The sequence below is a fragment of the Ruegeria sp. G12 genome (genome assembly GCF_056533565.1).
Genome location: NZ_JBQFOO010000002.1, coordinates 385,369 through 410,457 on the forward strand (window position 1 = coordinate 385,369; position 25,089 = coordinate 410,457).

Genomic DNA, 25,089 nt, shown 5'->3' on the forward strand with positions numbered 1-25,089 from the left:
TATCCTCGCGATTGCTGATCACCAGATATGTACGCGATCACGCAACGCCAAGCGCAGCCCGTGTTTCAGCGGTCCAACCCAACGACAAGCCGCCCTCTTTTTCGATCAGGGGACGTTTCATCAGGGTCGGATGGTCGGCCAGCAGTTCCATCACAGGGCGCGCGCGTTGCTCCTCATCCAATCCACGCCAGGTTGTAGAGCGCGTGTTGAGCAAAGCCTCGCCGAACGCGGCAAAAGCTTGCGACAGCACGGTTTCCGGCACGCCGTCGTTGCGGACATCCACAAATTCCGCATCCGGCAAGAATTTCAACGCCTTACGGCACGTATCGCATGTCTTCAAGCCAAAAAGTCGCATTTGGTCACTGCTCCTGCATTTGATTCTATTTTGGGCATTTCCGCCTGTTGCCTGCGGTAATTCTTGATTTTTTACTTCACCGTGCAATGTTGAAAAAGGTGAAACATGCAATGTGGAGTGTATCGGTTGCCCCAAAACCGGCCGCGTTGCTGTCTCACTTGTCACCGCCCCCACCAATTTGTGGGACAATGCGTAAGTAGAAGGAGACACGGGACATGCCAACCGGCACCGTGAAATGGTTCAATACCACCAAAGGCTATGGGTTTATTGCCCCTGACGAAGGGGGCAAGGATGTGTTTGTTCATATCTCGGCCGTAGAACGCTCCGGCCTGACCGGGCTCGCTGACAATCAGAAAGTCTCGTACGAGTTGCAGGACGGGCGCGATGGCCGCCAGATGGCAGCTGATTTGAAGCCGTTGTAAAAACAGCCCCGCATTGCGCGGGGAGATTTCAGAGAAGGTTGGCGGCCAATTTCAGGCCGCCGACCGCCCCCATCCGGCAATTGCCCAGTTCCCATGCTGACCCGATCTTCGCATGGGCGTCTTTGTTTGGTCTGTTGTGACGATGCGCCTGCAGTTCAACCTTCGCGGATAATCGTTTCGAACTCACGCCATTCACGCGCTGTCATGCCGGAGTTCTCCTGCGTGACCGCCTCTCCTGCCAGCATCCGGCGCAGGCTGTCGACCATCTGCGCAGACAGGTTCACGGCGCCCAGACGGTAATCCTCGAACGCTTTGTAGGCGAACGGCACCCAGTCGGCGACGATCTTGCACATCTCTTCCGCATACACCCGGATTTCGTATTGCGCATGCGGATCGGCGCGCAGGCGCAGGAAATGGAACAGGTTGTGCAGATCCACCTTCCAGTACCATTGCGTGTAGATATTCGCAGGCAGGTTCATCCGCGCGAGTTCCCGCGCCAGACCTTGCTGGCCATCCTGGCTGATCATGTTCTCGTAGTTGTCATAGCACCGCGCGCTGTCGGCCTTGAGGATGTCCAGCACGCGAGCAGCCTCTTCCCCCTCCAGCGCAGAGCCGCGGCCCTGGTTGTTGACCTCGGACTGGGCGGCGACATGTTCGGGCGCGGGGATGTAAAATTCGCGGTCCAAAATCGAATAGCGCGCCGAGTATTCATTCACGTTCGCCGTGCGGTGGCGGATCCACTGACGAGCGACGAAGACCGGCAGTTTGACGTGCAGCTTCACCTCGCACATTTCAAACGGGGTCGAATGCCAATGACGCATCAGATAGCGGATCAGCCCTTCGTCATTCTGAACCGATTTGGTGCCTTTGCCATAGGACACCCGCGCCGCCTGACAGATCGCCGCGTCGTCGCCCATATAGTCGATCACGCGGACAAAGCCGTGGTCCAGAACCTGATGCGCCGTGTAAAGACGCTCTTCCATGCCCTCTGCAACGACGCGACGTGTTGGATGCGATTGCGCGCGTTGCGCTTCGACCTCGGCCAGTTGATCGGCGGACAGCGGCATGAAATTTTCCTTTCGAGCAATGAGTCGCCGACCACTATATATCGACAACCCAAGCACCGGAACCGCCATATGTACGGCCATGCAGGCAATATTGAAAATGTGTTCCTTCTGCCCCCTCGACACATCAGGTCCGCGCGCTAAGCTGCGTTAAACCATAAGTATCGAAAGGAAGCCGAGATGGGGCTGACATATCTTCACACCATGATCCGGGTGAAGGATCTGGAGAAATCCATGGCGTTTTACAAGCTGCTCGGCCTGCAGGAAACGCGCCGGTATGACAGCGAACAGGGCCGGTTTTCGCTGATCTTCATGGCCCCTCCGGGGCAAGAAGATGCGCCGATCGAACTGACCCACAACTGGGATGGCGACGACGGGTTGCCCAGCGACAGTCGTCATTTCGGCCACCTCGCTTATGGCGTCGACAATATTTACGAGACCTGCCAGCACCTTCAGGACAATGGCATCGTGATCAACCGCCCCCCGCGCGACGGGCGCATGGCATTTGTGCGCTCGCCCGACAATATCTCGGTTGAGCTACTGCAGAACGGGGATGCTCTGGCCCCTGCGGAACCCTGGGCCAGCATGGAGAGCACCGGCCACTGGTGATCCGATCGATCATAGCTTTGGGCCTGGCCGCGCTGGCCAGCCCTGTTAACGCTGAGCCGTGCCGTCTGGCGCTGGCCCTTGCGCTGGATATCTCTGTCTCGGTGGATGCAACCGAGGACACCCTGCAGCGACAAGGCCTTGCCGCCGCCCTGATCGCGCCCGAGGTTCAGGACGCCTTCTTTTCCTCACCCATGCCCGTGGCCCTGGCGGTATATGAATGGAGCGGGCAAACCAATCAGCATGTCATTCTGAACTGGCGGCTGATTGAAAACGCAGGCGATCTGTACGCAGCAGCTAACCAGATCAGTCAGTCAGTTCGGTCCAACAACGAATCTGCCACGGCGATGGGTTATGCGCTGAGCTTTGGTGCCTCTTTAATGAAACAGGCCCCGCCATGCTTGTTTCAGACCATCGATCTGTCCGGAGACGGGACAAACAATGATGGCTACGGGCCGCAGATCGCCTACCGCCATTTTCCGTTCCAGAATACGGTAGTGAACGGTCTGGTGATCAACGCCGCCGATTTTGAAGGGGAGTTGTTTCTGATCCCGTTTTTCGAAAACAATGTCCTGCACGGACCCGGCGCGTTTCTGGAAATTGCCTATGGGTTCGAAGATTTCGAACGCGCGATGCGCAAGAAACTGGAACGCGAGTTGAGCGGATTGCAAATCGGTGCGCTGGACGGATCCCCTCCATGATCCTGCGAGTTCTGGCCATGCTTTGCTTAGCAGCCAGCCCCGCCGGGGCGCAGTGCCGTCAAGCCTTGGCGCTTGGGCTGGACGTGTCCGGATCGGTTGATGCTCGGGAATACCAGTTGCAGCTTGGTGGCCTTGCGTCAGCCTTGAGCCATCCAAAGGTCAGCCAACTGATCCTATCGAATTCCACCACCCCCGTGCGCCTGGCGATCTTTGAGTGGAGCGAACCTGGGCATCACAGGATGCTGCTGGACTGGACCGAGATCCGTTCTGCCACCGATCTGTCGCGGATTGCAGTGCGCCTGCAAAAGGTCAAGCGCAGCGCGGCGCCGCAGGGAACCGCCGTCGGGGCGGCCATGTCTTTTGGCGCTGAACTGCTGGCGCAACAGGCGGAGTGCTGGAAACGAACGCTGGATTTGTCGGGGGACGGAAAGCACAACCTGGGCCCGCATCCGCGCGACGTGAAATCCAAACTCAGATCGACAGATGTCACCATTAACGGTCTGGTGATCGGGGCAGACGATCCTCGCAACGGCGATAGACGCTACGTTCAGGTGGGCGAGTTGTCCGCCTACTACAACGCGTGGGTCATTCTGGGAACCGACGCCTTTGTTGAGGTTGCATTGGGTTTCGAGGCCTACGGGGACGCCATGGCGCGAAAGCTGATCCGGGAGCTTGACAGTCTGGTGCTGTCAGACGCGCGCCCCTGATCAGTAGATGTAACGGATTTGATCCGTCCAATATCGCTCAACCCGGCGCAGAGAGGTGGTGATATCCTCAATCCCTTCAAGCCCCAGAACGCCCCGGCCCTGCAGCCCCTCGGCATGGCGCGAGAACAGGTCGGACACAACATCGCGTATCTCGCGCCCGCGCGGGGTCAGCCGCACCCGGACCGAGCGTCGATCGATCTCGCACCGCTGATGGTGCATATACCCCATCTCGACCAATTTCTTCAGGTTGTAGCTGACGTTGCTGCCCTGGTAGTAGCCACGGCTTTTCAACTCGCCCGCCGTCACCTCATGATCGCCAATGTTGAACAGCAGCAGCGCCTGCACGGCGTTGATTTCCAACACGCCGACGCGTTCGAATTCGTCCTTGATGACATCAAGCAGCAACCGGTGCAGCCGTTCCACAAGGGCCAGCGCCTCAAGATAGCTGGTCATGAACCCCTTGGTTTCCGGCACCGAGACCTGCATTTCCATACTCATCCGACCCTCCGATTCAGTCGCGCGGTTTCACACACAATGAACCGAATTCACCAATAATCGGTTAAGCCGGATTTTCTGTTATTTTTGAAAGGTCTGTCCGATATTCGCGATCAGATCCGCATAAACGGCCGGTGGCTGAACCTGACCCGTGACCCATTGATACAGGTCCTGATCGTTTTCATGCAACAGCGCGTCATACATATCCAGCCCGGCTGCATCCATATGGTCCAGATTGCGATCCGCATAGGCGGAAAGGATCAGGTCCATCTCTTTTATCCCACGCCGCATCGAACGCATTTTCATGCGTTTGATCCGGACCTCGCGCGTTTCAGTCAACTGTCCCGCTCCAACATCAGGCGCAGCTTTTTCTCAAGACGCGCCGCGCGCTCGGCACAGGATCGCATCTCGCCCCGAATGGCGCGCAGTTCCGCAACGGCGTCCGCCAGCTCGATATCGCCTTCCATAGCCTCTTGTGGCGCATCCATCCCTTCGCCTTCGCCGGTCAGCAACCACATGATCGAGACATTGATCATACCCGCCATCATCGACAACCGGTTTGCGCGCGGCTCGGACAGGTCATTCTCCCAAGCGACGATTGTGGATTTTTTCACGCCCAGCCGCCGGGCCATCTCGGATTGGGTCATCCCCGCCGCTTCGCGCGCGCCTGCTAGCCGGTCTCCGAAAGTTGCTGCATCCGGACCGTACCAGTCGCTTTCGTCGTTCATCGGGGTCTCCAATTCCTGGGTTCATATCGCTTGATCGTCATTCGGGCGCACCCTATGACAGTCAGGTTGATCATTCAAACCGAGGCCGACCATGAGTTTCCTGTCTGCGACACTGTCACGCGTTAAACCGTCGCCCACGATCGCAATGACGGCAAAAGCCGCCGAATTGCGGGCCGCAGGGCGCGACGTTATCGGGCTGAGCGCAGGCGAGCCGGATTTCGACACGCCCCAGAACATCAAGGATGCGGCAGTGGCGGCCATCGCGGCTGGCAAGACGAAATACACTGCGCCGGACGGTATCCCCGAGTTGAAACAGGCCGCCTGCGCCAAGATGAAACGCGATCACGGGCTGGATTACACGCCCGCGCAAATCTCGGTCGGCACCGGCGGCAAGCAGACGCTATATAACGCGCTGATGGCAACGATGAACGAGGGGGATGAGGTGATCATCCCCGCGCCCTACTGGGTCAGCTATCCCGATATGGTGCTGTTGGCGGGCGGCACGCCGGTCATCGTGGAAACCACGCTGGAGAACAGCTTCAAGCTGACACCCGAACAGTTGGAAGCCGCAATCACGCCAAAGACCAAGTGGTTCATTTTCAACTCACCCTCGAACCCCACCGGCGCTGGCTACAGCCCGGCGGAATTGAAGGCGCTGACCGATGTTCTGATGCGCCACCCTCATGTCTGGATCATGTCGGACGACATGTATGAACACCTCGCCTATGACGGGTTCCAGTTCTGCACACCGGCTGAAATTGAGCCCGGGCTTTATGACCGCACGCTGACCTGCAATGGCGTGTCCAAAGCCTATGCCATGACCGGCTGGCGCATCGGCTATGCGGCGGGACCGGTCGAGATCATCGTCGCAATGCGCAAGATCCAGTCGCAATCCACCTCGAACCCCTGCTCGGTCAGCCAATGGGCGGCGGTTGAGGCGCTGAACGGCACGCAGGCGTTTCTGGCCCCGAACAACGAAACCTTCAAGCGCCGCCGCGATCTGGTGGTCGAGATGCTGAGCGCCATTGACGGCATCACTTGCCCCAAGCCGGAAGGCGCGTTCTACGTCTATCCCTCGATCGCCGGGCTGATCGGCAAAACCACCCCTGCCGGAACCGTCATCGACAGCGACGAAACCTTTGCAACCGCCTTGCTGGAAGAGGCCGACGTGGCCGTGGTGTTCGGCGCAGCCTTCGGCCTGTCGCCCAATTTCCGCGTCAGCTATGCGACCTCGGACGAGGCGCTGAAAGAGGCCTGCACCCGTATCCAACGCTTCTGCGCCGCCTTGACCTGACCGGAGCCGCACATGTCCACCGAGTTGCCCGAATACTATTTCCGCGTGCGAGAAAACGGGGCCGTTGTGTTCAGGATCGACACCGAGAACCGATTTCGGCGCATCGAAATGGACCAGATTGCAGTGATCAACATCCGCAACGGCGAGGTCAAACCCCATGGCCAGCGCACGCTGACCGAGGCGGATAGGGCCGAGATCACCCGCTGGATGGACGCGCGCAAGGCGTTGTTGGCGCAGCGGGATATCGACGACATTCACCGCGCGGTCGATTACCTGAACCTAACCGCGCAATGGGCGCAGTCAAAGGCGTCGGATCAGCAGCTTGAGGATGTGACCGACCGGTTGCTGATGGCAATGCACGATCTGCGCTCGGTGCTGGTGCGGAAAAAGGCGGACCGGCTGGAGAAGGACTAGGTTTATTCTGCCGGAACGCCGATTTCCCGCACAGATCTCAGCCAGAAGCGGGCCATCAGCAGCACCGCCGCGCAGGCCAGCCCCAGCACCAGCCCCGTCCACACACCGATCCCGTCCATCCCCTGAACGAACCCAAAGTAATACGAGGCCGGGATACCCACGGCCCAATAGCTGAGCGCCGCCATGACCATCGGAATCTTGGCGTCCTGCAGGCCGCGCAGCAGACCCAGCGCGATGACCTGCGCCCCATCCACCAGTTGGAACAGCGCCGCCATGGCCAGCAGGCCGGTTCCGATCAACAGGATTTGCGGGCGCTGAGGATCATCGCTTTCCATGAACAGCGAAATCAGCGGCTCGGCGCAGGTCAGGAACAGGATCACCGTCAGCACCGACGTGACCAGAGACATCCCGGTCACCGCAATCGCCCCCTTTTCCAGATGCGCCCGGTCCCGCCGACCCAGCGCATTGCCCGCCCGGATGGTGGCCACATTCGACAGGCCCAGATGCACCATGAAAGTCGCCGAGGCGAGGTTCAGCGCGATCCCATGCGCCGCCAGCGGCACGGGCCCCAGCCAGCCCATCATCACGGCTGAGGTTGCGAACAAAGAAACCTCGGCCAGCGTTGTCAGACCGATGGGCACGCCCAGGCGCAGGACGCTGAAAAACATCTCCCAATCCGCGCGCCAGAAGCGTTGGAACAGGCTGTGCTCGGGCAGCGCCCTAACCGCATAGATCACAACCGCCACCAGCGACACGACCTGCGTCAGGACCGAGGCGATGGCTGCACCGATTACGCCAAGCTCGGGCGCACCCCAGTTGCCAAAGATCAGCGCATAGTTCGTCACCCCGTTGACCACGGCGGCCACAACAGTGATCCACAGCACGATCTGGGTCCGCTCAAGCGCAGCCAGATAGGATTTCAGCACCATCACCAGCAGCGCAGGGAATAACCCCCAACCTGCCACCCGCAGGTATTGTGCTGCGGTTTCAGCAATTTGCGGCTCTTGCTTCAGGGCGATCAGGATCGGATAGGACCACCACAATAGCGGCATGACCACGACGGCATAGATCAGCGACAACCACAGGCCCATGCGGGTCGAGCGGCGAATACTGGTCTCATTCTCCTCCGCCGCGGCGGTCGCCACCATTGGCATCACCGCCCAGCCGAAGCCCGCACCAAACAGAAATAGGACAAAGAAATAGCTACTTGCCAGCGTGACCGCAGCCAAGGCCTCGACCCCGTACCAGCCCAGCATGATGGTGTCGGTCAGACCGATCGCATACTGCGCCAGATGCCCGCCGATCAGAGGCAGGCCCAGCACCGCAATCGCACGCGCATGGCCGGGATATGTCATCACTTTCATCATCGCCCCAGCCATATGCGCGGGCCGAAGCCGGGACAAGAGCGGAACGACAAAATTTCAATATGAGACAAACGGCCATCACGCCGGGCACCCCGGCGTGATGAAGTTACCGCGCCGGTTAGCGCGCTTCCGGATGCAGGGCCGTGCCCAGAATATGCTCTGAGCGGTGGATCACATGATGCGCCTGCCCGACGATCAACGGATCGGGCTCGCCGACAATTTTATGATCCTTGTCCGGGTAATCCAGCGTCGACAGGAAGTGACGCATGCAATTCAGCCGCGCGCGTTTCTTGTCATTGGATTTGACGATGGTCCAAGGCGCATCGGCGGTGTCAGTATAAAAGAACATCGCCTCCTTCGCCTCGGTGTAATCATCCCACTTGCTCAGGCTCGCCTTATCGATCGGAGACAGCTTCCACTGCTTCAAAGGATCGGTTTCGCGGCTCTTGAACCGACGCTGCTGCTCTTCCTGCGTCACCGAGAACCAGTATTTGTAAAGCTGAATGCCCGACCGCACCAACATCCGCTCCAACTCGGGCGTCTGGCGCATGAATTCCAGATATTCGTTGGGCGAGCAGAAACCCATCACCCGCTCAACCCCAGCGCGGTTGTACCAGGACCGGTCATAGAACACCATCTCGCCCACGGTGGGCAGTTGCTGCACATAGCGCTGGTAGTACCACTGCCCCTTCTCTTCCCAGGTCGGCTTGTTCAGCGCAACCACACGGGCCTGACGCGGGTTCAAATGCTCCATGAAACGCTTGATCGTGCCGCCCTTACCGGCCGCATCGCGTCCTTCGAACAACAGCACAAAACGTTGCCCGGTCTCTTGCGCCCATAGCTGAACCTTCAAAAGCTCGGCCTGAAGCTGCGCTTTCTCGGCCTCGTAAACCGAGCGCGCCATTTTGCGCCCGTAAGGGTATTTGCCACTTTCAAAAGCCTGCCGGATTTTTTCCAGATTGGGCGCAACCGCCCCTGTTTTGCCGACCGGCTCAGCGGTAATTTTCTGGGGTTTTGTATCGACCTTGGCAACTGCGTCCATGCATAATCTCCTAGCGTTCACTGTTCGCAGTGACGGCTAGCAGAAAAGGCCAAGACGCGCTTTGATTGGTATCAAACCTGAGTCTGGTACAGATAAAATATCTACGGACCACCCCTTCTTCTGTTCAAAAATACTTCGGGGAGCGCGAGGGGCTGGCCCCTCGCCCCTACCGATGTCCCCAATCGTCTGGACTATCCGAATTGTTCGGCGACAAGCCCAACACATCCCCCTCGGTCGAACACCCCAACCCCAGCACCGTGCGGTTGGCATATGAAAAATACGCGCAGACCTGATTGATCTCGAGTATCTCGCCGTCGTCCCACCCGGCATCACGAAGCGCGATCACGTCCTGTTCCATCAAATCCGCCGGGGTCTCGGTCAGCTTGCGCGCATAGTGCATCGCCGCAATCTGCGCCGCGTGCAACGGGGCCTGCTCGGGCGCGCGCGCCTCAATCGCCGCACGGATCGCATCCCCGCGCGCAGCATCACCCAGCAACCGTTGCAACCCGCTGAAATGATGTTCAACGCAATACCCGCAACGGTTCAGCGAACTGACCCAGACGCCAAGCACCTCAAGAAACCACTTGGGAACCTGATTGGCCGAATGGTGCAGCACGTTCTTGTATATCGCCATATGGCCTTCCATCGAATGCGGCCGCAGGGAATGCGCCATCATGATGTTGTCGATGTGGTCAATTGAGCCCACGCCTTTGAGTCGATCATATAACATTTTTAGCTTACCAGACGCTGCCGCATACTCGATCGTTTTGATCCATGCCATGAGTCTCTCCCTGCTTTAATGGGCACAGTTTAAAGGGTTTTCTATCTGCCTCGAAGAGGCACGTTGCCCGTCACGGCAATGCAAGGGACGCCGTTGGGGTAGCAAAGGAGATCCCAATGGCACTTGAAAAGCAGTTCAATCTGGAAGCAGCGGAAAAGCCCAAAACCACGCAGCCGTCACATCAGCGTCGTCAGAAATTCATCGCAGCCATCGAAAAGCAGTTGGCCGGTATGGCGACAGGGGAAATCAGCAACCCGACGAAAAGCACTTGGGTTTGGCAGTCGAGCAAAGGCGAATGGTTCATCTCGCCGAGGTACGGTAAAGCGTCTCTCGAACTGGCTCCGGGATTGTCAGCGATCAAATGCACGGACGCAGAGGACGTGGTGCAAAACCTTGAAAAGCTGAAAAGCCTCACGAGTGACGGCAAACTGGATGCGGTCCTTGAGACCGCTGCAACAGCCATCCGCAGCCGGTTCGGAAAGTGACATCAGCCAGTTGCTTTGGGCATTCAATTGGTCCCGTTGGGTTTGGATAGAACGCAATGGGACCTTTTGCTTTCCGGTCTGTTCTTATCACGAGCAACAAAAACCCAAACCATGCGAAGCACTTCACGAAGTGAAGTTGATAGCGAAACGGTAGCTGGATGATTGGGATGGTTGACAAGCGTTGATCTCATAGGGGCTGTCAGGTCCAATATGGATGGTAGTGGGATCAAGTTTATCATCCCGTCAGCCCAATCATCGAACCAAGATCACCAAGCACATGCGAAGCATTTCACGAAGTGAAATTGATGGCTATTCAATTGCTGGTGGATGGCAATAGGTAGAAATCATGTTCCATTTTGGTCCTGACGGCCACCAGACCGAACGCCATGGGACCAATTACTTTCCCCGGCCAGCCCAACCAACCGGTTGAAACAAGCACATGCGAAGCACTTCACGAAGTGAAGCAGGTAGCTATCTTCTGGCAATGATTGATCAATCGCTTGCTTCGCAAGACATTCGCTGCGCGAATGTTATTCCTTTTTGGTCAATTTGGATTTTGGACATACTTCTCCTATCCGTTGAGGAGAAGTCCGACGAACCCGGGGGTTCTGTCATACCATCCACACACGATTGCTTTTCCAAAGCACGGCTGGCGGTTATCCGGTCTCAGCCTACGTGCTGCTTAAACAGCGGACCGATATGCTAGCTTTGCGTGGACGGCGGCGGGGCTAGCTCGGCGACGGCACTTCCCCGTCTCGTGATGACAATTATTTTGCTCTGGCTCTCTTATGGGGGCTTTCATCCTTCCCCCGCTTTCGCTGTTTCCTGACCCTACTATTCGATGACGTCATGTCTGCTGGCCTACTGAATTCGGTTCGTCACCATCCGGCGGAAAGTACCTTCTGATCGCATGACGCTTCGGGCTGTCTATATGTGGTTTGCATCGCGGTCCTGATGCAAGAGAGCTACGAGCTGTGTTCGATGTGGCGATGTGTGTTGTCGTGTGTGGTGTGTGCCTGCGTATGATCTATTTAGGGGGCACAGATCGAAACTTGGTCGTGAATCCATGATTAAAACGGGGTCGGCACAAATTAGGGAGAATGTCCCACGTCATACGTGGATTGGGGCAAATTCTCCCACGACTGTGCAGTCGGACATCGGCAAAAAAATAGTAAAAGTGCCGTGTGGGTGTAAGGGATTAACAATTACCATTTTTGCCGCTATGGCAGCGTGGCACCTTCCAGCATTTTGATCTGAACTTGGGGTCCCATGCAAGCCAAACTCACTTTTCGGAATGACCAGTTTTATCCGAAGAACCAGAAGAACTCTCGGCACATTCGTTACCTCGTCATCGGCTTTGACACCGAGTACCAGAGGGAACCGTTTGTAAATGCAGATGGTCTGGCTGAGGTCCGTAATCAGGTGTTGTCCTACCAATACAGCTGCCATGTCATTACGCCGGGCAATGCAGGGGATGAACAGCACTGGTCAGGCATTGTATTGCCTAAGGGGCCAGCAGATGAAGACCGGCTGACCTTGGCCGAGTTTGTAGAACATGCGCTGCGGGATGGATTTACCCAGCACCCCAATCTGAAAGTGCCGGTGAATGTCTATCTGGTCGCTCACTTCACACGTGCAGATGTGCCGGGGTTCTCTGACTTCAAGGAGGAGAAAACCCGGAAGGCCATGAATCTGGAGAACGTCCGCAATCTGTTCATGAATGTCGAAAAGGACATCAAAGTTAATCTGAAGCGGGGTGGAACGCTCAGGCCGATCAAGCTGCATGTGGCAATCCGGGACACGATTGCTCTGGCCCCTGCAGGAGCCAAAAGCCTTGCCAAGCTGGGGGAAATCCTTGGCTTTGAGAAGCTGAAGCTGTCGGACGATCCAGAGCAGGAGCAATACTACAAGGAGCATATGGGAGAACTGCTGGATGCCAATTGGCCCCTGTTCCGGGACTATGCCATCCGGGATGCTGAGGTCTGTGCGCAATATACTGTTCGAATGATCCGGCTTTATTTTGAAAAGACCGGGGAGTTCAAATTGCCGGTAACACTGACCTCCATCGGCGTTAATCTGTTTCAAGCACATTGGTGGGAAAAAGGGATCGACCCGCTCGACGTTGTTGGCAAGGAAATCGTGTACGAGAAACACTGGAACAAGAAGCATGGTCGATACCAATCCAAGCAAAAGATCGTCCCTATTCGAAAGCTGTTTATCAATGAGGATTTCTTCACCGAATGCTATCACGGTGGCCGTAATGAACAGTTCTGGTTTGGCCCTGCACCTGATGGCGTTTGGTATGATTACGACCTGACAAGTGCGTATCCGTCAGCCATGGCACTTATTGGTGTGCCCGACTGGTCAAGCATTCGGGAGATACGGGATACTCATGAGTTGTTTAGCGGTGAGTTGGTTCATGGTGATCTGGCATTCGCCAATGTGAACTTCGAATTTCCGGATGATGTGCGGTACCCTGTTCTGCCGGTGCGGACAGAGAACGGTTTGGTGTTCCCGAGGAAAGGGAACAGTTCCACCCATGTCAGCGAAATATTCCTGGCCCAACAACTTGGGGCCGATATTGAGTTGGTGGATGGCAAGCGGATCGACTCCCGCAGAGTTGGTAGGGCTGATGGAATAGACGCTAAACGACCTTTCACCGGCTTCACCCATCACTGCATCGAAGAACGGGCCAAGCATCCCAAGAAGACCCTGCACAATCTGTTTTGGAAAGAGCTGGTCAATTCCACATACGGCAAGACGGCGCAGGGTTTGCGGGAGCGGCGTATCTACGATTTGAGGGAAGCCGAAACCAAACCGCTGGGGCCGAGCAAGATCACCAATCCGGTTTTTGCATCCTTCATTACGGCCTTTTGTCGGGGTGTTCTTGGGGAGATCATGAACGCTCTGCCTGAGGATGTCAGTATCTTCAGTGTGACGACCGATGGCTTTCTGACGACGGCCACAGATGAGCAGATGAAAGCAGCCGCGACCGGATTTCTTGGCCGCAACTATCTGGCATCACGACGCAGACTTACTGTTGGCGATGAGCCTTTCAACGAAACCAAGATTTATGAAATCAAACATATCGTACGAAAGCCGGTTGGTTGGCGTACCCGTGGCCAAGCCACATTGGAGCGGTCTGAGCCCAAGGATTGGGACGGCACCGGCATGGTGCCCAAGGGAGACGAACGGGTGGTGCTGGCCAAGGGCGGGATCAAACTGGAGTCCAAACTGTCGAAGGCGGAGCAGAATGGCAAAATCGTTGATCTGTTCTTTGACCGCAAGCCTACTGACACGATGACCGTCACGATGGGTGCTGGTATCCGGGAGATGTATGAACAGGGGATGGACTTCGTGGACAAGACGATGACCAAGCGACTGTCGATGGAGTTCGACTGGAAGCGGCGACCGGAGGCTGCAGGGGATGTGAACGTGGCGACCAAAGATGGTCAAACCCGTTCCCATTTGGCATTCTCGACGCAGCCGTGGGACACGGTAGATCAGTTCAACACCACTCGAGAAATCTGGTCGGACTACAACAAGCAGACTGCGCATTGTCTGAAGTCGCTGTCGGACTACCGGGCATGGGCTTTGTACTTTGAGGGCAAGCTGGCCGCTCAGGGTCCGGCTGGGGCTTACATTGCCAAAGAGGATGGTGTCCTGAAACGTCTCCGCCGGGACCTGAGCATTGCGCATAGGCTGCGGAAAGCAGGCACCCACAAGATTAACGTGGGGTCGTACCAGCGGGATAACATCACCCCTGACTACAAGCTGAAGGTGAAAGAGCTAGCCCAAATCCTGAATGATGGCTTTGGTATTCCCTGCACAAAAACGGATGTGGACAATGCCCGGAAGAAGAAGGTGTTCGTGCCACATCAGGTGCCTCGGACGGCACAATCCGTTGAGCTGTTGGAAAACATCAAGCAAGCGTTGTTCCCCGAACTTGATGTTGAACAATTCCTGACACCGAAAGCGGCGTTTGATCTGGCGGTGGAAGAGGCCGATATGACGCTACACCCTCGGGACCCTGTGAAAGATGCGCTGGATGCTTTGGTGAAAGGTGAGGCGTAAGTCGGTCCAATGTGTCTAGTTTTGGCCCAATAGAACCTGCTTCTGTGCAACTGACCAATGTCTTATTTAAGAATGTGGGCGCTTGACACAGTAGTCACGAGCTTAATTTACTGTCACGTCTTGCCGGGCGTCTTTTGATCGTAGGCCGCTGAGAAGTCTTACCCAATTCAAAAAAATCATAGGTGTCGCAAAGATAGGGTGATATCATGCTCGGCAAGTTTTCTACCTTTAGGTGAGTTTCCATAAGGCTTTTTCTATGAGGAAGATTTTCCAATTTGCGGACGTTTCTCTAAAGCGAGCGGGTGAGAATGCAGATTTTATTGCCGGTCTCTTTCTTGTTCTAGGGATTTGTGTCGCTGCGATGTCACCGTTGCTTGGTGTGGCCAGTGTTGAATGGGACGGCGTCATTGGTGGTCAGTCAGTAGAGGGGTTCGAGGGTATCACGTCTAAGCAGGTTGGGTATCTTTGGGCTCCCAATTGGGCATTGGCCTCGGTGATCCTGCTACCCCTTGCTCTGCGCAACTTGTTACTTGCGCGTCAGGCTATAGAACCGCTGATCGACAGCCTTGTCGACAATAACATGCTGATATCGACATCCGACACCCCGGTCGACAAAGCGACGCTAACACTAATCTGGGAAAAGACCTCCAGACGATGGTCCTTGGTCAGCCTTTTGCTTTTTTTAGTTGCAGCAATTTTCACCATTTTCGGTGACTTCTATGTGGTTGTCTTTCAGTGGAACGTTTTTCCGGAAAGTATGTTGGCACAGTTCAGCGCAGACGATCCGTTGGTTTTAAGTCACCCAATATTTGAGTTCGACTGGTCGGTAGCTTCAGCATTTTCGAACCCACAGGTTGGTCCACTTTCCAACTCCTTGTTTGCTTTAGCCGCCTACGTTCTTGTTGCTGTAATTGGCGCCGGTTTCTTGCTTTCTGGGTTCGTTTGGATGATTTGTTTTTGTATCTTCTTTTCACGTCCTCAACTGCGCAGACATGGACTTATCTTAGTCCCCGATACAGAAAGTACGGACTCGCGATTGGGTTTTGAACGCTTCGAGGAAATGTTTGATCACCTCGTTCAGGCGGCACTTTTTACCTCTTTGTTAGCGCTTGTGATGCATCTGCAGAATGTTTATTTGCGTTCTCCGACCCACGAAAATATTGTTCAGATGGTTTTCGGAGGTGCAACAGACACATTTGCCCAGTTCTTAAACGGGGACTGGGCGCTGGGGCTGATTTGGAAGTTCCTCACCACTGTTGAAGATGCGATAGGTGTCCAAATTGATGGTGCGAACTTTAACATCTTCATCTCGGCTTTAGCTATGATTCTGATTGCTGTAATCGTAGTTGGTTTTGTCTGGACTTGCCTAAGACGTGCTGCAATCGACGGGTCCCACTATCTTTTGGAGAAGTCCAACCTACCGGAAGAAAAGGAGGATCGCATCAATGCGATGGTAATCTGGCCTGTCGGTTGGATTTCTTTGAACTTGCTAGGGATAATTGTATTCGTCGTTTTCATGTCGATGTATTTCGTAAACTTCGTTTCGCTCGTGGTTTTGGGGGCCTTGGCATTCTTCGCAGCGCAGATCATTTCCAGGATAGTGAGGGCGGTTTTCTCGGGTGGACAATCGCAAAGAAACAACCGGCCTCCACGGTAGCGTTACGAGATTTCCGAAAGATTCTTATGCAGGTTAAGAATATGCTACTTTTTACTTTCCTTTTGATCGGGACCCTTCTGGCTGGCTGCGTGGTGGCGAACCGTTTCTATGTGCCACCAGAGCTAGAGGCGGCAGAGTTTACTTCTGGTAAAACCGCTCCGCTAGCAGGTGATCGCCTTTCCGTTATCACTTGGAACATCGGATATGCTGGGATGGGTAGGGAGAGCGATTTTGTCTTTGATTTGGGCGAGCAACGTCGCCCGCTCAATGCTGAAATCGTCGACAAAAACCTTTCAGGGATCCAGCAACAATTGTCTCGCATGGACGCAGATGTATTTTTTTTGCAGGAAGTTGCGCTGCCATCTTGGAACACCTATCAGCGTGACGTTCTTAGCGGTGTAACTGGAACCTTGAAAGACTACGCTTGGACTTTCGGGCCTGATGTGAACACTCGATTCGTGCCTCAAGCACTGAACGTCAGCGTGGGTAATATGATCCTGTCGCGATTGGATATCTCATCCGCCGAACGCCGTGGATTGCCTTTAGAGCCCGATTTTGAACTCGGTATGTTCCGCAAGGGATACCGCATGCACATCGCTCGTATTGAAGGCAATCGGAGTTGGGTTTTGGTGAATATACACCTCTCGACCTTCGACTCCGAGGAAGAGGACGTGCGGCGGCGCCAAGTTGCTGCTCTATTGAAATTCGCTGAAGCTGAATACAAAGCGGGTCATCACGTGATAATCGGAGGAGATTGGAACTTGCGCCTCTCGGATCGAGAGTTCCCGCATCGGACCGATGAACGCTTTCTTTTCTGGATCAGGGACTTTCCTAAGGAACTTATCCCAAATGGGTGGCGGTGGGCCGTGGACGCAGACGTTCCAACGGTGCGCACGGCCTATCAGCCCTATGTGCCCGGCGAGAACTATGTGTTAACTATCGATGGCTTCTTGACGTCACCTAACGTCTCGATTGTTGAGAGCAAGGGTTTAGAGCTTGGCTTCGAAATGACAGACCACAATCCGGTGCGCGCCATCTTTGAGGCCCAGCCGCAGTGAAGTGCGCAGAGCACAGGTGCCTCAAGCGCTTTACGACTCAGCGCTGTTCAATGTCACTGCGTAGTTGATCACTGTCTGCGGATGCCAGCGCCTGCTCGAACTTAGGGCGTATCATTTGGAAGAATTTTCGCTTCCCAGTCCTACGTTGTATCCGACCCGTTTAGGCGGACTTGACTTGGTCTTTGATTTAAAGCCAATTTTGATGTATTCTGTGCCCGAAACGTTTTTTGTAGCGTATATCAGTTTCAGGCTGGGAATTGCGCAATCCTTGGTTATCAATTAATTAGAGTTTGTTTTTGTGTTTGACAAAGACTTCCTCAAAAACGGTGTTATTGTAGGCCTTCCAGCCAAAGGGCGCTGTAAAAACAGAGAGTTTCGGCGAGCACGTTTTCACTGCTTGCGGAGCTTGGAATATGGATAACTTGTAAGCATCCAAACTTAGTAGAGAGGCGCTGTATTCTGGAAAACTTTACGTCATATTGCGTATCGGTCACTCCAAGATTTGAGTGAGTATTCGAGAAAGGCAGATCACCTCAAACGCATTGCAATGACGCTTTAGACTGGCTTTTGTACAAGACTGCATTGACGAATAACTTATTTAAATGAAAAGGGGAATTCTTATGTCCAGTGTTAACGTATCCGACAATCTAGTAAATTCTCAACCCGTGCCGACCGGAAACTATATTGTACAGATGCAGCCGGGGACAAAAACCACAACTGCGGTTAAAAAACTTGCGGCTGTTAGTAATATGAATGTTGCCGTTGCGTCTGATTTCGAGGGTCAGGTGGATTCCTATTCTGATGCTCTTTCGGAACAAGCCGTCTTGATGTTGGAGAATCTCAATGTCGCTGTCATAAGGCCGAGCGAGAACATGCCGGCGGCATCAATCATGACAGCTATGTCGAGTAGCTCGGATGTGAAATCGGTGCGTCCGGAATTTCATATGTTCGCAATCGATTCTCTAGAAGAACGCTACAACGAATGGGTTCGTCAGGGACTTCGTATCTTAGCAGACGGCCCCCTGCGCGCAGGACTGACGGATATGCCCACCAAGATTGCAAAGGTTCAAGCAGAAGACGTTGCCACTTGGGGCGTTCAAGCGGTCCGAGCTAGCAGTTCGTCTTTCAGTGGACGTGGGATTAAGGTGGCAATCTTAGACACCGGCTTTGATCTTGAACATCCAGATTTTGTGGGACGCGAGATTGTTGCTCGCTCGTTCGTCGCCGGAGAAACCGTACAAGATGGCAACGGCCACGGCACTCACTGTGTTGGTACAGCCGCAGGGCCGCTATCACCTTCGGGAGTGCCGCGATATGGTGTAGCGTATGAGGCTGAAATCTTTGTGGGAAAGGTCTTGAACAATATTGGTTCTGGTCGTGAAGGAGAAATTCTTTCGGGAATGAACTGGGCGATAGGGGAAGGTTGCCATGTTATTTCTATGTCACTTGGGCGCCCCACGTCGCCGGGCGAACCCTTTGATCCCATTTATGAAGACATCGGACAGACAGCACTAGAAAATGGTTGCTTGATTATTGCGGCGGCTGGCAACGAAAGCGCCCGCCAATTCAACCACATCGCACCAGTTGGAGCGCCCGCCAATTCTCCATCCATCATGGCGGTTGGTGCTGTGGATGAAGAATTCCGGGTCGCACGTTTCTCTTGTGGTGGCATTAATTCTGACGGAGGAGAGGTAAACATCGCGGCGCCAGGCGTTGATATTCTATCGTCCTCTCCTATGCCTCGTCGCCATGTTCGTTTACAGGGAACGTCTATGGCTTGCCCACACGTCGCTGGAGTTGCCACATTACTTGCGCAATCTGACAGTAATCTGAGAGGTCGTGAGCTTTGGGATGCTCTGCGTAGAAGCGCTGTCGATATCAGGTTGCCAATCCGTGATGGCGGAGCGGGGTTGGTCCAGTCCCCGGGCTCCGGAGGTTCTCTGATCGCCTGATATAGGTTGACCTGACGGTCCCTCACCCCCAATTATTGGTTAGGGATCATTTAGAAAGGTCGTGAGATCATGTCAGAAAAGAGGCTTGTAGTACTGGTTGCTCGTGAGCAGCGAGACCAAATTGCAGGTATTGCCGAAAAACTTGGTAGAGTCGGCATGAAGATTGAGCAAAAACTCAACAAAGTTGGCGTAATCACGGGTTCCGCTGATGAGTCCGTTGTCGATGCACTTCGAAAAATAGACGGTGTTGAAAACCTTCGCGACGAAGGCATTCTCCACGCTATCTAGGTTAGTTGGACGGAGCAGCCTACACATAATTGGCGATTTTGTTGACAGTCGCTAATTAAAATACTGAATTAGCGCTATAGTAGCGCATTTTGACGCGGGTATAATAAGGGACTAAGAAAAGAGGAATTTGCTACTTAGTGTCATCGATGAAAACGGAGTAATTCTTAACGGTCTGCGGATGCCAGCGGCCACCCTTGCATGTTGTCACACCACGTTCGTTCAGCAGTCTTGCCGCCCCTGAATATGATCCTGCCTCAGCAACCGCCCGTTCAAACTCAGTTCGGATGGTCTCGAAGAACATCCGCTTCTCTGTCTGCCGTTGGGCGGCCAACGCCTGTGCATTCCATCCGAGGACGGTTCCCCGGTTCTTTGCCGCTCTGAGTGCGGCTCTGGTGCGTTCTGATATCTGTCGGCGCTCCTCCTCGGCAAAGCAGGCCAGCAAGTGCAGAAAGAATGTTGACACGTTCGGGTGTTCGCAGACGACCAGCTCAATCCCTTGGTCGATGATCCCGGATATGAACGACACCTTCCGGGAAAATCTGTCCAGCTTTGGGATCAGCAGCTTTGAACAGGTCTTCTTCACAAGGTTGATGGCGTTCCATAGCTCGGCTCGGTCGTCCCGTTTGCCGGATTGGATTTCGGTGAACTCGGCAACCACTTGATCGGCGGGTGTCAGGAATTGTTCCACCATCGCCCGCTGTGCTTCCAGCCCAAGGCCGGAACGTCCCTGCCGTTCGGTCGAAACTCGGTAATAGACAACATACTCGACCATGGCTCATCTCTCCGTCACCGACAAACGTTGGTTTGTCGTAGAAGGCGTCGGAATTTTCGGAAGGGAGGGCAACGGGTAGTTGGTTTCGTCAATGGTTCTACGCAGATTGCCGTTGATGCATCAAAGCTGACGTTGGCTGTTAGGTAGCCGATCTTCATGGGAAAAGGCTAAAAAATCACGCCGAGATACGCACTGGATTTATGCACCATATCCACATCCTGATTTTCGGAGTCCTCACATGTGGTGCACAAATCGTGACTTATGCGCTGCGCTCTCAAAAGAAACGAGCGTAGCTCATTGCTAGGCCCAAGACTGCAAGTGACGTTCCGATCACCCATTTCCACTCCCGAGATACGAAACTGACCACGGCGCGCGCAACATTAGCAGACCAGTGCCGTCGGTATGTCCCTCCCATCAAGAAGACTCCGCTGTCGTCATCGTTGTCGTAGGGAACAAAAGTGCCATTCCACCAATGCTTGATCAATCATCTACCTCCTCATGAGGTTTATGAACCTTCCAACCATTCACATCGACATACACCACATCGGCAGTGTAGTCGTAGTGCGGTGGAAACTCATCACTAACCGTGAATGTCAAAACAGTCCCCGCTTCCAGTCCCTTTTTGTACGTGTCCATTCGTATCGTGACTTCTGAGCCAATCGGGGGAACGATGCCTGTTTCACTCTTAGCAACGACACTTCCGCTTATACAAAACCAAACTTCCATATTTTCCTCTTTGCATTTTTTGACTGCTATGCCGAAGTGACCAAACCGCCATAGACTTTGACCGCTTCGCGATCCCAAGCTTTGTTGAACCACTTGATGTGGTTTCTAACCTGATGTCTGATCTCTGACGCATCGAAAATATCAGCCGATTTATAAGCGTACTGAATAAAGTTACGCCGTATTCCTTTGTGCGTGTATCGACTCAACAGTTCTCGTTTGAACACCTTAAACGATGGAACTCCTTGCTGCTTCGCCGCTACTAATTTCGCATGGATGCCGTGTTTCATCTTTGAGCGGTATGCATCCATAGAAGAGGGCCGGATCAAGGTCTGCTCTCCATCGAAAGTGAATCCTAGGTACTGAATCGGTTTATCGCCAACCAAGGCACCGCCGTTGAAGTCTGCGGTTTCCGTTTTGTCGGTAGACAGCGCGAGCGCAAAGTCTGCGATGAACTTTTCAATAAGTCCTACAACATGATCTTGCTTTGCTCCTAGCGGCAGTGTGACCGCGATGTCATCGGAATAGCGACGGTAGGAACCGCCAATACTGTTCACCAATCGAAAAATTTCCTGATCAAAAGTCCGGAGGTAAATGTTGGCATACAGCCCAGAGACAGGGGTTCCTTGGGGGATACCAAAATCGAATTCATGCTTGCGGACCAAGCCACTTTTGCGACCTCTGACATGCGATTTGAATTGATCGGGTGTACACACCCTCCCGTGCCGCTTACGTTTTTTACCGAGCAACGTATCCAGATCATCGCATTCCACCCAAGAATATCGGGTGACATTGTGGAAGACCGTCCAGTCGTGATCATTCAACCGATCTACACCGACCAAACGCGAAACTTCATATTTCAGATGATCATGGTTGAGGCAGTCAAAGAACCCAGAAATGTCCAAGGCGAAAACACTGCAATTTTGCCGCTGTGAGATTTCGTCAAAGAGCGACTTTGCGTGGTGAATATTGGTTCCCCCTCCACGCCGATAGGCAAGGACACTGCCGCTCGTTCCGTCTTCCATAAGTGCGGCCTCATAGATTGGTCCAAGGTGATCAGCATATGCTTGCAGATATGCGGCATCTTCGTGAGCCGCAAAACGAATGGGCCGCTTCTTAATCTTTTCGTGTCGGTTGCCGCTATCGTCCCGAACAAACTTCCGGGTGATATCTGTGTACCCCAACAGTGGTAGAAAACGGCGTGGCGCGACCTCGGACGAAAAGTCGAACTGCTGGTTTCGAGCTTCATCTGATAAAGGGAGATCGAAGTGCTGATATTGGCGTTCTTTTGCCAGGCAGTGAAGAATGAAAGCGTCGGTGTGGGGATCGAATTCTTCTTCAGTAGGTAGGTAAAACCCGGGCATAGCGACTCCGTTCGTCAAAAACTGCCCGGGCTATTTGAACCTAGCTCCCATCAACAGGCGCAAGCGCCCTCCGGTACGGAATAACCTAGCGTGGTATATTACAACCACATTGTGCCAAGTAGGATGCGACATGAACCCAATCACGCCGATGATCCCGCCGCGCGCGAAGATAACGCTTGCGGTCCTTAACACGGTTCATCCGGGTCCGATGCCCCGAAGCGATATATACCTAGGCACTATAAATTCTGCTTCAAGGGTCTACCCGTACAAAATCTGGTGATTTCAGAATTGATAGGCGCATAGGCCCTTGTATGTTTTTCTGAACCGTCCAGTACAAAAAAAGCTGACCTTCGTGCTCGGCGCAGCATCCGGCAAAATGAGCTCTTAGCTGTCGTGTTTTGCATGAGATACAAATGTCAGCATTCAACTTTGGCCGTCTGTTTTATCCACTGCCAACGTTTTCTAGCCGCTCACTTTCGTCGCGCCAATCACGAATGGTCCGGCATATGGTGCTAAGCGCCATTCCCACCCGCAAGCCGCTGCTAAGAAAGACCACCCCTTCGGTGAACAATGGTTCAGTTTCGCCATCTGCGACAAATTGAAACTCACCAGTGTCCTCCTCTTCGTTTTTGATGAAGGTCCAGGTCCCAAGAAATTCACCGTCACGGGTAATCACGTCGCCACTGGTGGCACCGTGTTCAAAACCAACGAAGTTGATGGGGTATGTAAGTTCCATGTCCGACACGTAAGTCGTTAGATTCATGCATACAACCGTTTCGGCTGATGTTGTTCAATTGTTCATCATTGAGTGGCGGAAACACCCGCAATCTTGGGTGCGGCTAAAGTGCCCGTCGATATAGCCGAGATACACTGTTTGTTTGGCTTAAGTTCGAGTGGCCTACGTGCACAACAAAATTGTTAACTCTCGTGCAAATCTATTCCCGCAGTCGCTGTTGCAAGGGCCACAAAACGACGGAGTACGTCATTGGTAAGCCAAGTCTTTTCGGTCAAGTGTTGTACCCATCCCAAAATCTGCGTGCTCGTTTCGCATTTGTGCAAAGGGATATTGTATTCACTTGGGGCATCACACAGCTCGAATAGGTCGATAACAATATGACCATCCTTCACACAAACAATGCGCTCCATTTTTTCTCGGTGGGCCAGTGCTGCTGCTTGTGCCTCTTCAAGTGTACTCATTGCAAACCCCTATTTTTTGTGAGCAAACTAGCTGTCTATACTGTCTTCGCAACGGCAGAAAATTTGCGTCGCGTGTGAAGCTCTTACGTTGATATCAGTGGCGTTAATCTTAGTGATCTCTCGCCGGGTCAAGCTCCTCAATTACAGATGTGAGCCGGGCAAGCCGTCTTCATCAGAAAATAGCATGTGGTCTGGGAGTGGTTGACACTCATGACCAGTCCCCACTGGATACCAAGCCATGGTTTCGGTTACCGCACAACTCTCGTTCCGGGATGTGACGAGCTCAGGCATAAAGTAATTACCATATACCATACGGAGATCCGTCTCAGCGGGTTCAAATTCCATCATGACCTGTTGGTTGAGATGGTGACGAAGTCCATCAACACTGTTCCCTCCGTTGGCTTCATAGCCCACGTGGATTGCGCTAGGTATGTCGTCTGGAAGTTGTTGAGACGCCCGCCCCACCACGCTCCGAAAATGCCGTGCCTTTCGTTGAGCCGCAGCCTCAGAAGTGCTCCTCCATATAACGAGACTCGCTTGGTCTACCCAAGTCGCATGTAGGGGGCGTCCTTCTGCTGGTGTCCAACATCCATCCATCGAAAAATCCATTATGGGATCGTAATGTCCCAACACAAGCTCGACCATCCGACTGGACCCAAAGTAAATATCGTCATGTGCCATCACGGCACGCAAGTCGGTCCAAGGCATTTCGAATACTACACCATGACTGCCCTCTGCCTCCCATTCAACGGGCCCAGTGCTTTGGAGAAAGCGTTCAACTTTGTCGTCAAGGTATCGCTCACCTAAAGCAGTAACTTCTTCTGTGTAGTAAGCGAGCACTACTAAGGATTTGCCCGATTTTTTGGACAACGAATGTACGCTCGATGCGATTTTTTCCGCAGCAAGTCGCTCTTCATAGGCATAGCCGGATCGCCCTGTGCGCTTGCACTCAATGGCCCAATGTTCCGTATTACGTTCCACCCTAAGATCATTGCGTTTTCCCATCCCCGGAGTTTCCGCCAAGAATTCAACTTTTTCCCAGTCCCGGCTCTTGTAGGCTCCCGCCACCAGAAGCTCGTATATCCCGTCATCGGGTTGAGCCTTATCTCTTCTTAGTAAACGCTCAACGCAGTCTTCTGCAGCTTCGATTGTGCGCAATTGCGGGATGATCTGTCCAAGGCGTCTGAAAAGCGGTGCAATGCGGTAGCCTTCGGGCAAGAAAAAATCAGGTCTCAAGGCCGGATCAGCATATCGTAGCGCTTGATGCAGGTACCAAGAAATCTTGTCTTTTGGATTAAATAATGGGACACGATTTCCTTCTGCCCATTGCTGCTTTGCGGATTGAAAATAGCTCTCGGCTGCCTCTATTCGTCCCTCCAATTCAGCCGATGGCAATATTTCGTGTAACCAGTTCACTGCGGCCAGCACATATTCGTCGCGCCAGTCCTGACCATGACGTTGAGCAATCCAAACATTGCCATCACTTCCGCTCATTGTTTTTCCTGTCAAAGATTTAGTCGATGCGTGAACTAAATTGTGTTCATGA

The 25,089-nt window shown here is 53.9% G+C and carries 26 protein-coding genes; 12 read left to right on the forward strand and 14 right to left on the reverse strand.

Going from position 1 to position 25,089, the window contains the following annotated elements:
* Positions 1 to 37: 37 nt before the first annotated feature.
* Positions 38 to 355, reverse strand: coding sequence for an ArsC/Spx/MgsR family protein (locus ACR0JN_RS05750; RefSeq protein ID WP_480815196.1), 318 nt, complete (start codon positions 353 to 355; stop codon positions 38 to 40).
* A gap of 215 nt (positions 356 to 570) precedes the next feature.
* Between ACR0JN_RS05750 and ACR0JN_RS05755 the strand changes: the two genes are divergently transcribed.
* Positions 571 to 777, forward strand: coding sequence for a cold-shock protein (locus tag ACR0JN_RS05755; protein WP_008758035.1), 207 nt, complete (start codon positions 571 to 573; stop codon positions 775 to 777).
* Positions 778 to 932: 155 nt separating this feature from the next.
* Here the strand turns inward: ACR0JN_RS05755 and thyX are convergent, their stop codons facing one another.
* The gene (gene thyX / locus ACR0JN_RS05760) at positions 933 to 1,844 is read right to left on the reverse strand and encodes an FAD-dependent thymidylate synthase (RefSeq protein WP_480884697.1); all 912 of its coding nucleotides are present in this window, start codon (positions 1,842 to 1,844) and stop codon (positions 933 to 935) included.
* 177 nt (positions 1,845 to 2,021) lie between these two features.
* Between thyX and ACR0JN_RS05765 the strand changes: the two genes are divergently transcribed.
* From ACR0JN_RS05765 to ACR0JN_RS05775, 3 genes are read left to right on the forward strand one after another with little or no spacing between them, the layout of a single operon-like run.
* Positions 2,022 to 2,450, forward strand: a complete 429-nt coding sequence (locus ACR0JN_RS05765) for a VOC family protein (RefSeq protein ID WP_480884698.1) — start codon at positions 2,022 to 2,024, stop codon at positions 2,448 to 2,450.
* Positions 2,447 to 3,148, forward strand: a complete 702-nt coding sequence (locus ACR0JN_RS05770) for a DUF1194 domain-containing protein (protein ID WP_480884699.1) — start codon at positions 2,447 to 2,449, stop codon at positions 3,146 to 3,148. The genes ACR0JN_RS05765 and ACR0JN_RS05770 overlap by 4 nt, the downstream gene beginning before the upstream one ends.
* On the forward strand, positions 3,145 to 3,855 hold the full coding sequence (locus ACR0JN_RS05775; RefSeq protein ID WP_480884700.1) for a DUF1194 domain-containing protein: 711 nt from the start codon (positions 3,145 to 3,147) through the stop codon (positions 3,853 to 3,855). The genes ACR0JN_RS05770 and ACR0JN_RS05775 overlap by 4 nt, the downstream gene beginning before the upstream one ends.
* On the opposite strand, the gene ACR0JN_RS05780 is transcribed toward ACR0JN_RS05775, so the two are convergent.
* The 3 genes from ACR0JN_RS05780 to ACR0JN_RS05790 form a co-directional block, all read right to left on the reverse strand.
* A complete protein-coding gene (locus ACR0JN_RS05780; protein WP_480815191.1) occupies positions 3,856 to 4,353 on the reverse strand; it encodes a MarR family winged helix-turn-helix transcriptional regulator in 498 nt (165 codons plus the stop codon).
* Between the two features lie 78 nt (positions 4,354 to 4,431).
* Positions 4,432 to 4,689, reverse strand: coding sequence for a succinate dehydrogenase assembly factor 2 (locus tag ACR0JN_RS05785; protein WP_480884701.1), 258 nt, complete (start codon positions 4,687 to 4,689; stop codon positions 4,432 to 4,434).
* Positions 4,686 to 5,078, reverse strand: a complete 393-nt coding sequence (locus ACR0JN_RS05790; protein ID WP_480884702.1) for a helix-turn-helix domain-containing protein — start codon at positions 5,076 to 5,078, stop codon at positions 4,686 to 4,688. Before ACR0JN_RS05790 ends, ACR0JN_RS05785 begins: the two co-directional genes overlap by 4 nt.
* 91 nt (positions 5,079 to 5,169) lie before the next feature.
* On the opposite strand from ACR0JN_RS05790, the gene ACR0JN_RS05795 reads away from it, so the two are divergent.
* Together ACR0JN_RS05795 and ACR0JN_RS05800 are read left to right on the forward strand one after the other, a co-directional pair.
* Positions 5,170 to 6,372 (forward strand): pyridoxal phosphate-dependent aminotransferase, encoded by a 1,203-nt coding sequence (locus ACR0JN_RS05795; RefSeq protein ID WP_480884703.1) that lies wholly within the window; start codon positions 5,170 to 5,172, stop codon positions 6,370 to 6,372.
* Positions 6,373 to 6,384: 12 nt separating this feature from the next.
* Entirely contained in the window at positions 6,385 to 6,786 is a 402-nt protein-coding gene (locus tag ACR0JN_RS05800) for a hypothetical protein (protein ID WP_480884704.1), read from the forward strand.
* A gap of 2 nt (positions 6,787 to 6,788) precedes the next feature.
* On the opposite strand, the gene ACR0JN_RS05805 is transcribed toward ACR0JN_RS05800, so the two are convergent.
* The 3 genes from ACR0JN_RS05805 to ACR0JN_RS05815 all read right to left on the reverse strand — a co-directional run bounded on the left by ACR0JN_RS05805 (position 6,789) and on the right by ACR0JN_RS05815 (position 9,973).
* Entirely contained in the window at positions 6,789 to 8,153 is a 1,365-nt protein-coding gene (locus ACR0JN_RS05805; protein ID WP_480884705.1) for an MATE family efflux transporter, read from the reverse strand.
* A 115-nt stretch (positions 8,154 to 8,268) separates the two neighbouring features.
* Entirely contained in the window at positions 8,269 to 9,192 is a 924-nt protein-coding gene (gene ppk2, locus ACR0JN_RS05810) for a polyphosphate kinase 2 (RefSeq protein ID WP_480884706.1), read from the reverse strand.
* Positions 9,193 to 9,358: 166 nt separating this feature from the next.
* Positions 9,359 to 9,973 (reverse strand): carboxymuconolactone decarboxylase family protein, encoded by a 615-nt coding sequence (locus ACR0JN_RS05815; protein WP_480884707.1) that lies wholly within the window; start codon positions 9,971 to 9,973, stop codon positions 9,359 to 9,361.
* A gap of 116 nt (positions 9,974 to 10,089) precedes the next feature.
* Here ACR0JN_RS05815 and ACR0JN_RS05820 point away from each other — a divergent pair, with 116 nt between their 5' ends.
* From ACR0JN_RS05820 to ACR0JN_RS05845, 6 genes are all read left to right on the forward strand, one after another.
* Complete coding sequence (locus ACR0JN_RS05820; protein ID WP_480884708.1) at positions 10,090 to 10,458, forward strand: hypothetical protein; 369 nt, start codon at positions 10,090 to 10,092, stop codon at positions 10,456 to 10,458.
* Between the two features lie 1,269 nt (positions 10,459 to 11,727).
* Positions 11,728 to 14,532: a DNA polymerase gene (locus ACR0JN_RS05825; protein WP_480884709.1), complete on the forward strand. Its 2,805-nt coding sequence runs from the start codon at positions 11,728 to 11,730 to the stop codon at positions 14,530 to 14,532.
* Between the two features lie 256 nt (positions 14,533 to 14,788).
* The gene (locus tag ACR0JN_RS05830; RefSeq protein WP_480884710.1) at positions 14,789 to 16,189 is read left to right on the forward strand and encodes a hypothetical protein; all 1,401 of its coding nucleotides are present in this window, start codon (positions 14,789 to 14,791) and stop codon (positions 16,187 to 16,189) included.
* A 41-nt stretch (positions 16,190 to 16,230) separates the two neighbouring features.
* Positions 16,231 to 17,247, forward strand: coding sequence for an endonuclease/exonuclease/phosphatase family protein (locus tag ACR0JN_RS05835; RefSeq protein ID WP_480884711.1), 1,017 nt, complete (start codon positions 16,231 to 16,233; stop codon positions 17,245 to 17,247).
* A gap of 620 nt (positions 17,248 to 17,867) precedes the next feature.
* A complete protein-coding gene (locus ACR0JN_RS05840) occupies positions 17,868 to 19,199 on the forward strand; it encodes a S8 family peptidase (protein ID WP_480884712.1) in 1,332 nt (443 codons plus the stop codon).
* A 69-nt stretch (positions 19,200 to 19,268) separates the two neighbouring features.
* Positions 19,269 to 19,487 (forward strand): hypothetical protein, encoded by a 219-nt coding sequence (locus ACR0JN_RS05845; protein WP_480884713.1) that lies wholly within the window; start codon positions 19,269 to 19,271, stop codon positions 19,485 to 19,487.
* A 130-nt stretch (positions 19,488 to 19,617) separates the two neighbouring features.
* Here ACR0JN_RS05845 and ACR0JN_RS05850 read toward each other — a convergent pair whose 3' ends face one another.
* The 6 genes from ACR0JN_RS05850 to ACR0JN_RS05875 form a co-directional block, all read right to left on the reverse strand.
* A complete protein-coding gene (locus ACR0JN_RS05850) occupies positions 19,618 to 20,259 on the reverse strand; it encodes a recombinase family protein (protein WP_480884714.1) in 642 nt (213 codons plus the stop codon).
* 480 nt (positions 20,260 to 20,739) lie between these two features.
* On the reverse strand, positions 20,740 to 20,985 hold the full coding sequence (locus tag ACR0JN_RS05855) for a hypothetical protein (RefSeq protein ID WP_480884715.1): 246 nt from the start codon (positions 20,983 to 20,985) through the stop codon (positions 20,740 to 20,742).
* Positions 20,986 to 21,011: 26 nt separating this feature from the next.
* On the reverse strand, positions 21,012 to 22,346 hold the full coding sequence (gene drt2 / locus ACR0JN_RS05860) for an antiviral reverse transcriptase Drt2 (protein ID WP_480884716.1): 1,335 nt from the start codon (positions 22,344 to 22,346) through the stop codon (positions 21,012 to 21,014).
* A 442-nt stretch (positions 22,347 to 22,788) separates the two neighbouring features.
* Positions 22,789 to 23,082: a hypothetical protein gene (locus ACR0JN_RS05865; RefSeq protein ID WP_480884717.1), complete on the reverse strand. Its 294-nt coding sequence runs from the start codon at positions 23,080 to 23,082 to the stop codon at positions 22,789 to 22,791.
* 182 nt (positions 23,083 to 23,264) lie between these two features.
* The gene (locus tag ACR0JN_RS05870) at positions 23,265 to 23,543 is read right to left on the reverse strand and encodes a hypothetical protein (RefSeq protein ID WP_480884718.1); all 279 of its coding nucleotides are present in this window, start codon (positions 23,541 to 23,543) and stop codon (positions 23,265 to 23,267) included.
* Between the two features lie 141 nt (positions 23,544 to 23,684).
* Positions 23,685 to 25,037, reverse strand: coding sequence for a hypothetical protein (locus ACR0JN_RS05875; protein WP_480884719.1), 1,353 nt, complete (start codon positions 25,035 to 25,037; stop codon positions 23,685 to 23,687).
* Between the last annotated feature and the right edge of the window lie 52 nt (positions 25,038 to 25,089).

Bases quoted from the DNA above. Each gene is read 5' to 3' on its own strand.
- ACR0JN_RS05875 (WP_480884719.1), bottom strand. From the start codon at position 25,037: ATGAGCGGAAGTGATGGCAATGTTTGGATTGCTCAACGTCATGGTCAG.
- ACR0JN_RS05830 (WP_480884710.1), top strand. From the start codon at position 14,789: ATGAGGAAGATTTTCCAATTTGCGGACGTTTCTCTAAAGCGAGCGGGT.
- ACR0JN_RS05795 (WP_480884703.1), top strand. From the start codon at position 5,170: ATGAGTTTCCTGTCTGCGACACTGTCACGCGTTAAACCGTCGCCCACG.
- ACR0JN_RS05870 (WP_480884718.1), bottom strand. From the start codon at position 23,543: ATGAGTACACTTGAAGAGGCACAAGCAGCAGCACTGGCCCACCGAGAA.
- ACR0JN_RS05865 (WP_480884717.1), bottom strand. From the start codon at position 23,082: ATGGAACTTACATACCCCATCAACTTCGTTGGTTTTGAACACGGTGCC.
- ACR0JN_RS05815 (WP_480884707.1), bottom strand. From the start codon at position 9,973: ATGGCATGGATCAAAACGATCGAGTATGCGGCAGCGTCTGGTAAGCTA.
- ACR0JN_RS05755 (WP_008758035.1), top strand. From the start codon at position 571: ATGCCAACCGGCACCGTGAAATGGTTCAATACCACCAAAGGCTATGGG.
- ACR0JN_RS05825 (WP_480884709.1), top strand. From the start codon at position 11,728: ATGCAAGCCAAACTCACTTTTCGGAATGACCAGTTTTATCCGAAGAAC.
- ACR0JN_RS05790 (WP_480884702.1), bottom strand. From the start codon at position 5,078: ATGAACGACGAAAGCGACTGGTACGGTCCGGATGCAGCAACTTTCGGA.
- thyX (WP_480884697.1), bottom strand. From the start codon at position 1,844: ATGCCGCTGTCCGCCGATCAACTGGCCGAGGTCGAAGCGCAACGCGCG.
- ppk2 (WP_480884706.1), bottom strand. From the start codon at position 9,192: ATGGACGCAGTTGCCAAGGTCGATACAAAACCCCAGAAAATTACCGCT.
- ACR0JN_RS05845 (WP_480884713.1), top strand. From the start codon at position 19,269: ATGTCAGAAAAGAGGCTTGTAGTACTGGTTGCTCGTGAGCAGCGAGAC.
- ACR0JN_RS05840 (WP_480884712.1), top strand. From the start codon at position 17,868: ATGTCCAGTGTTAACGTATCCGACAATCTAGTAAATTCTCAACCCGTG.
- ACR0JN_RS05765 (WP_480884698.1), top strand. From the start codon at position 2,022: ATGGGGCTGACATATCTTCACACCATGATCCGGGTGAAGGATCTGGAG.
- drt2 (WP_480884716.1), bottom strand. From the start codon at position 22,346: ATGCCCGGGTTTTACCTACCTACTGAAGAAGAATTCGATCCCCACACC.
- ACR0JN_RS05750 (WP_480815196.1), bottom strand. From the start codon at position 355: ATGCGACTTTTTGGCTTGAAGACATGCGATACGTGCCGTAAGGCGTTG.
- ACR0JN_RS05780 (WP_480815191.1), bottom strand. From the start codon at position 4,353: ATGAGTATGGAAATGCAGGTCTCGGTGCCGGAAACCAAGGGGTTCATG.
- ACR0JN_RS05800 (WP_480884704.1), top strand. From the start codon at position 6,385: ATGTCCACCGAGTTGCCCGAATACTATTTCCGCGTGCGAGAAAACGGG.
- ACR0JN_RS05775 (WP_480884700.1), top strand. From the start codon at position 3,145: ATGATCCTGCGAGTTCTGGCCATGCTTTGCTTAGCAGCCAGCCCCGCC.
- ACR0JN_RS05835 (WP_480884711.1), top strand. From the start codon at position 16,231: ATGCTACTTTTTACTTTCCTTTTGATCGGGACCCTTCTGGCTGGCTGC.
- ACR0JN_RS05855 (WP_480884715.1), bottom strand. From the start codon at position 20,985: ATGGAAGTTTGGTTTTGTATAAGCGGAAGTGTCGTTGCTAAGAGTGAA.
- ACR0JN_RS05850 (WP_480884714.1), bottom strand. From the start codon at position 20,259: ATGGTCGAGTATGTTGTCTATTACCGAGTTTCGACCGAACGGCAGGGA.
- ACR0JN_RS05820 (WP_480884708.1), top strand. From the start codon at position 10,090: ATGGCACTTGAAAAGCAGTTCAATCTGGAAGCAGCGGAAAAGCCCAAA.
- ACR0JN_RS05805 (WP_480884705.1), bottom strand. From the start codon at position 8,153: ATGATGAAAGTGATGACATATCCCGGCCATGCGCGTGCGATTGCGGTG.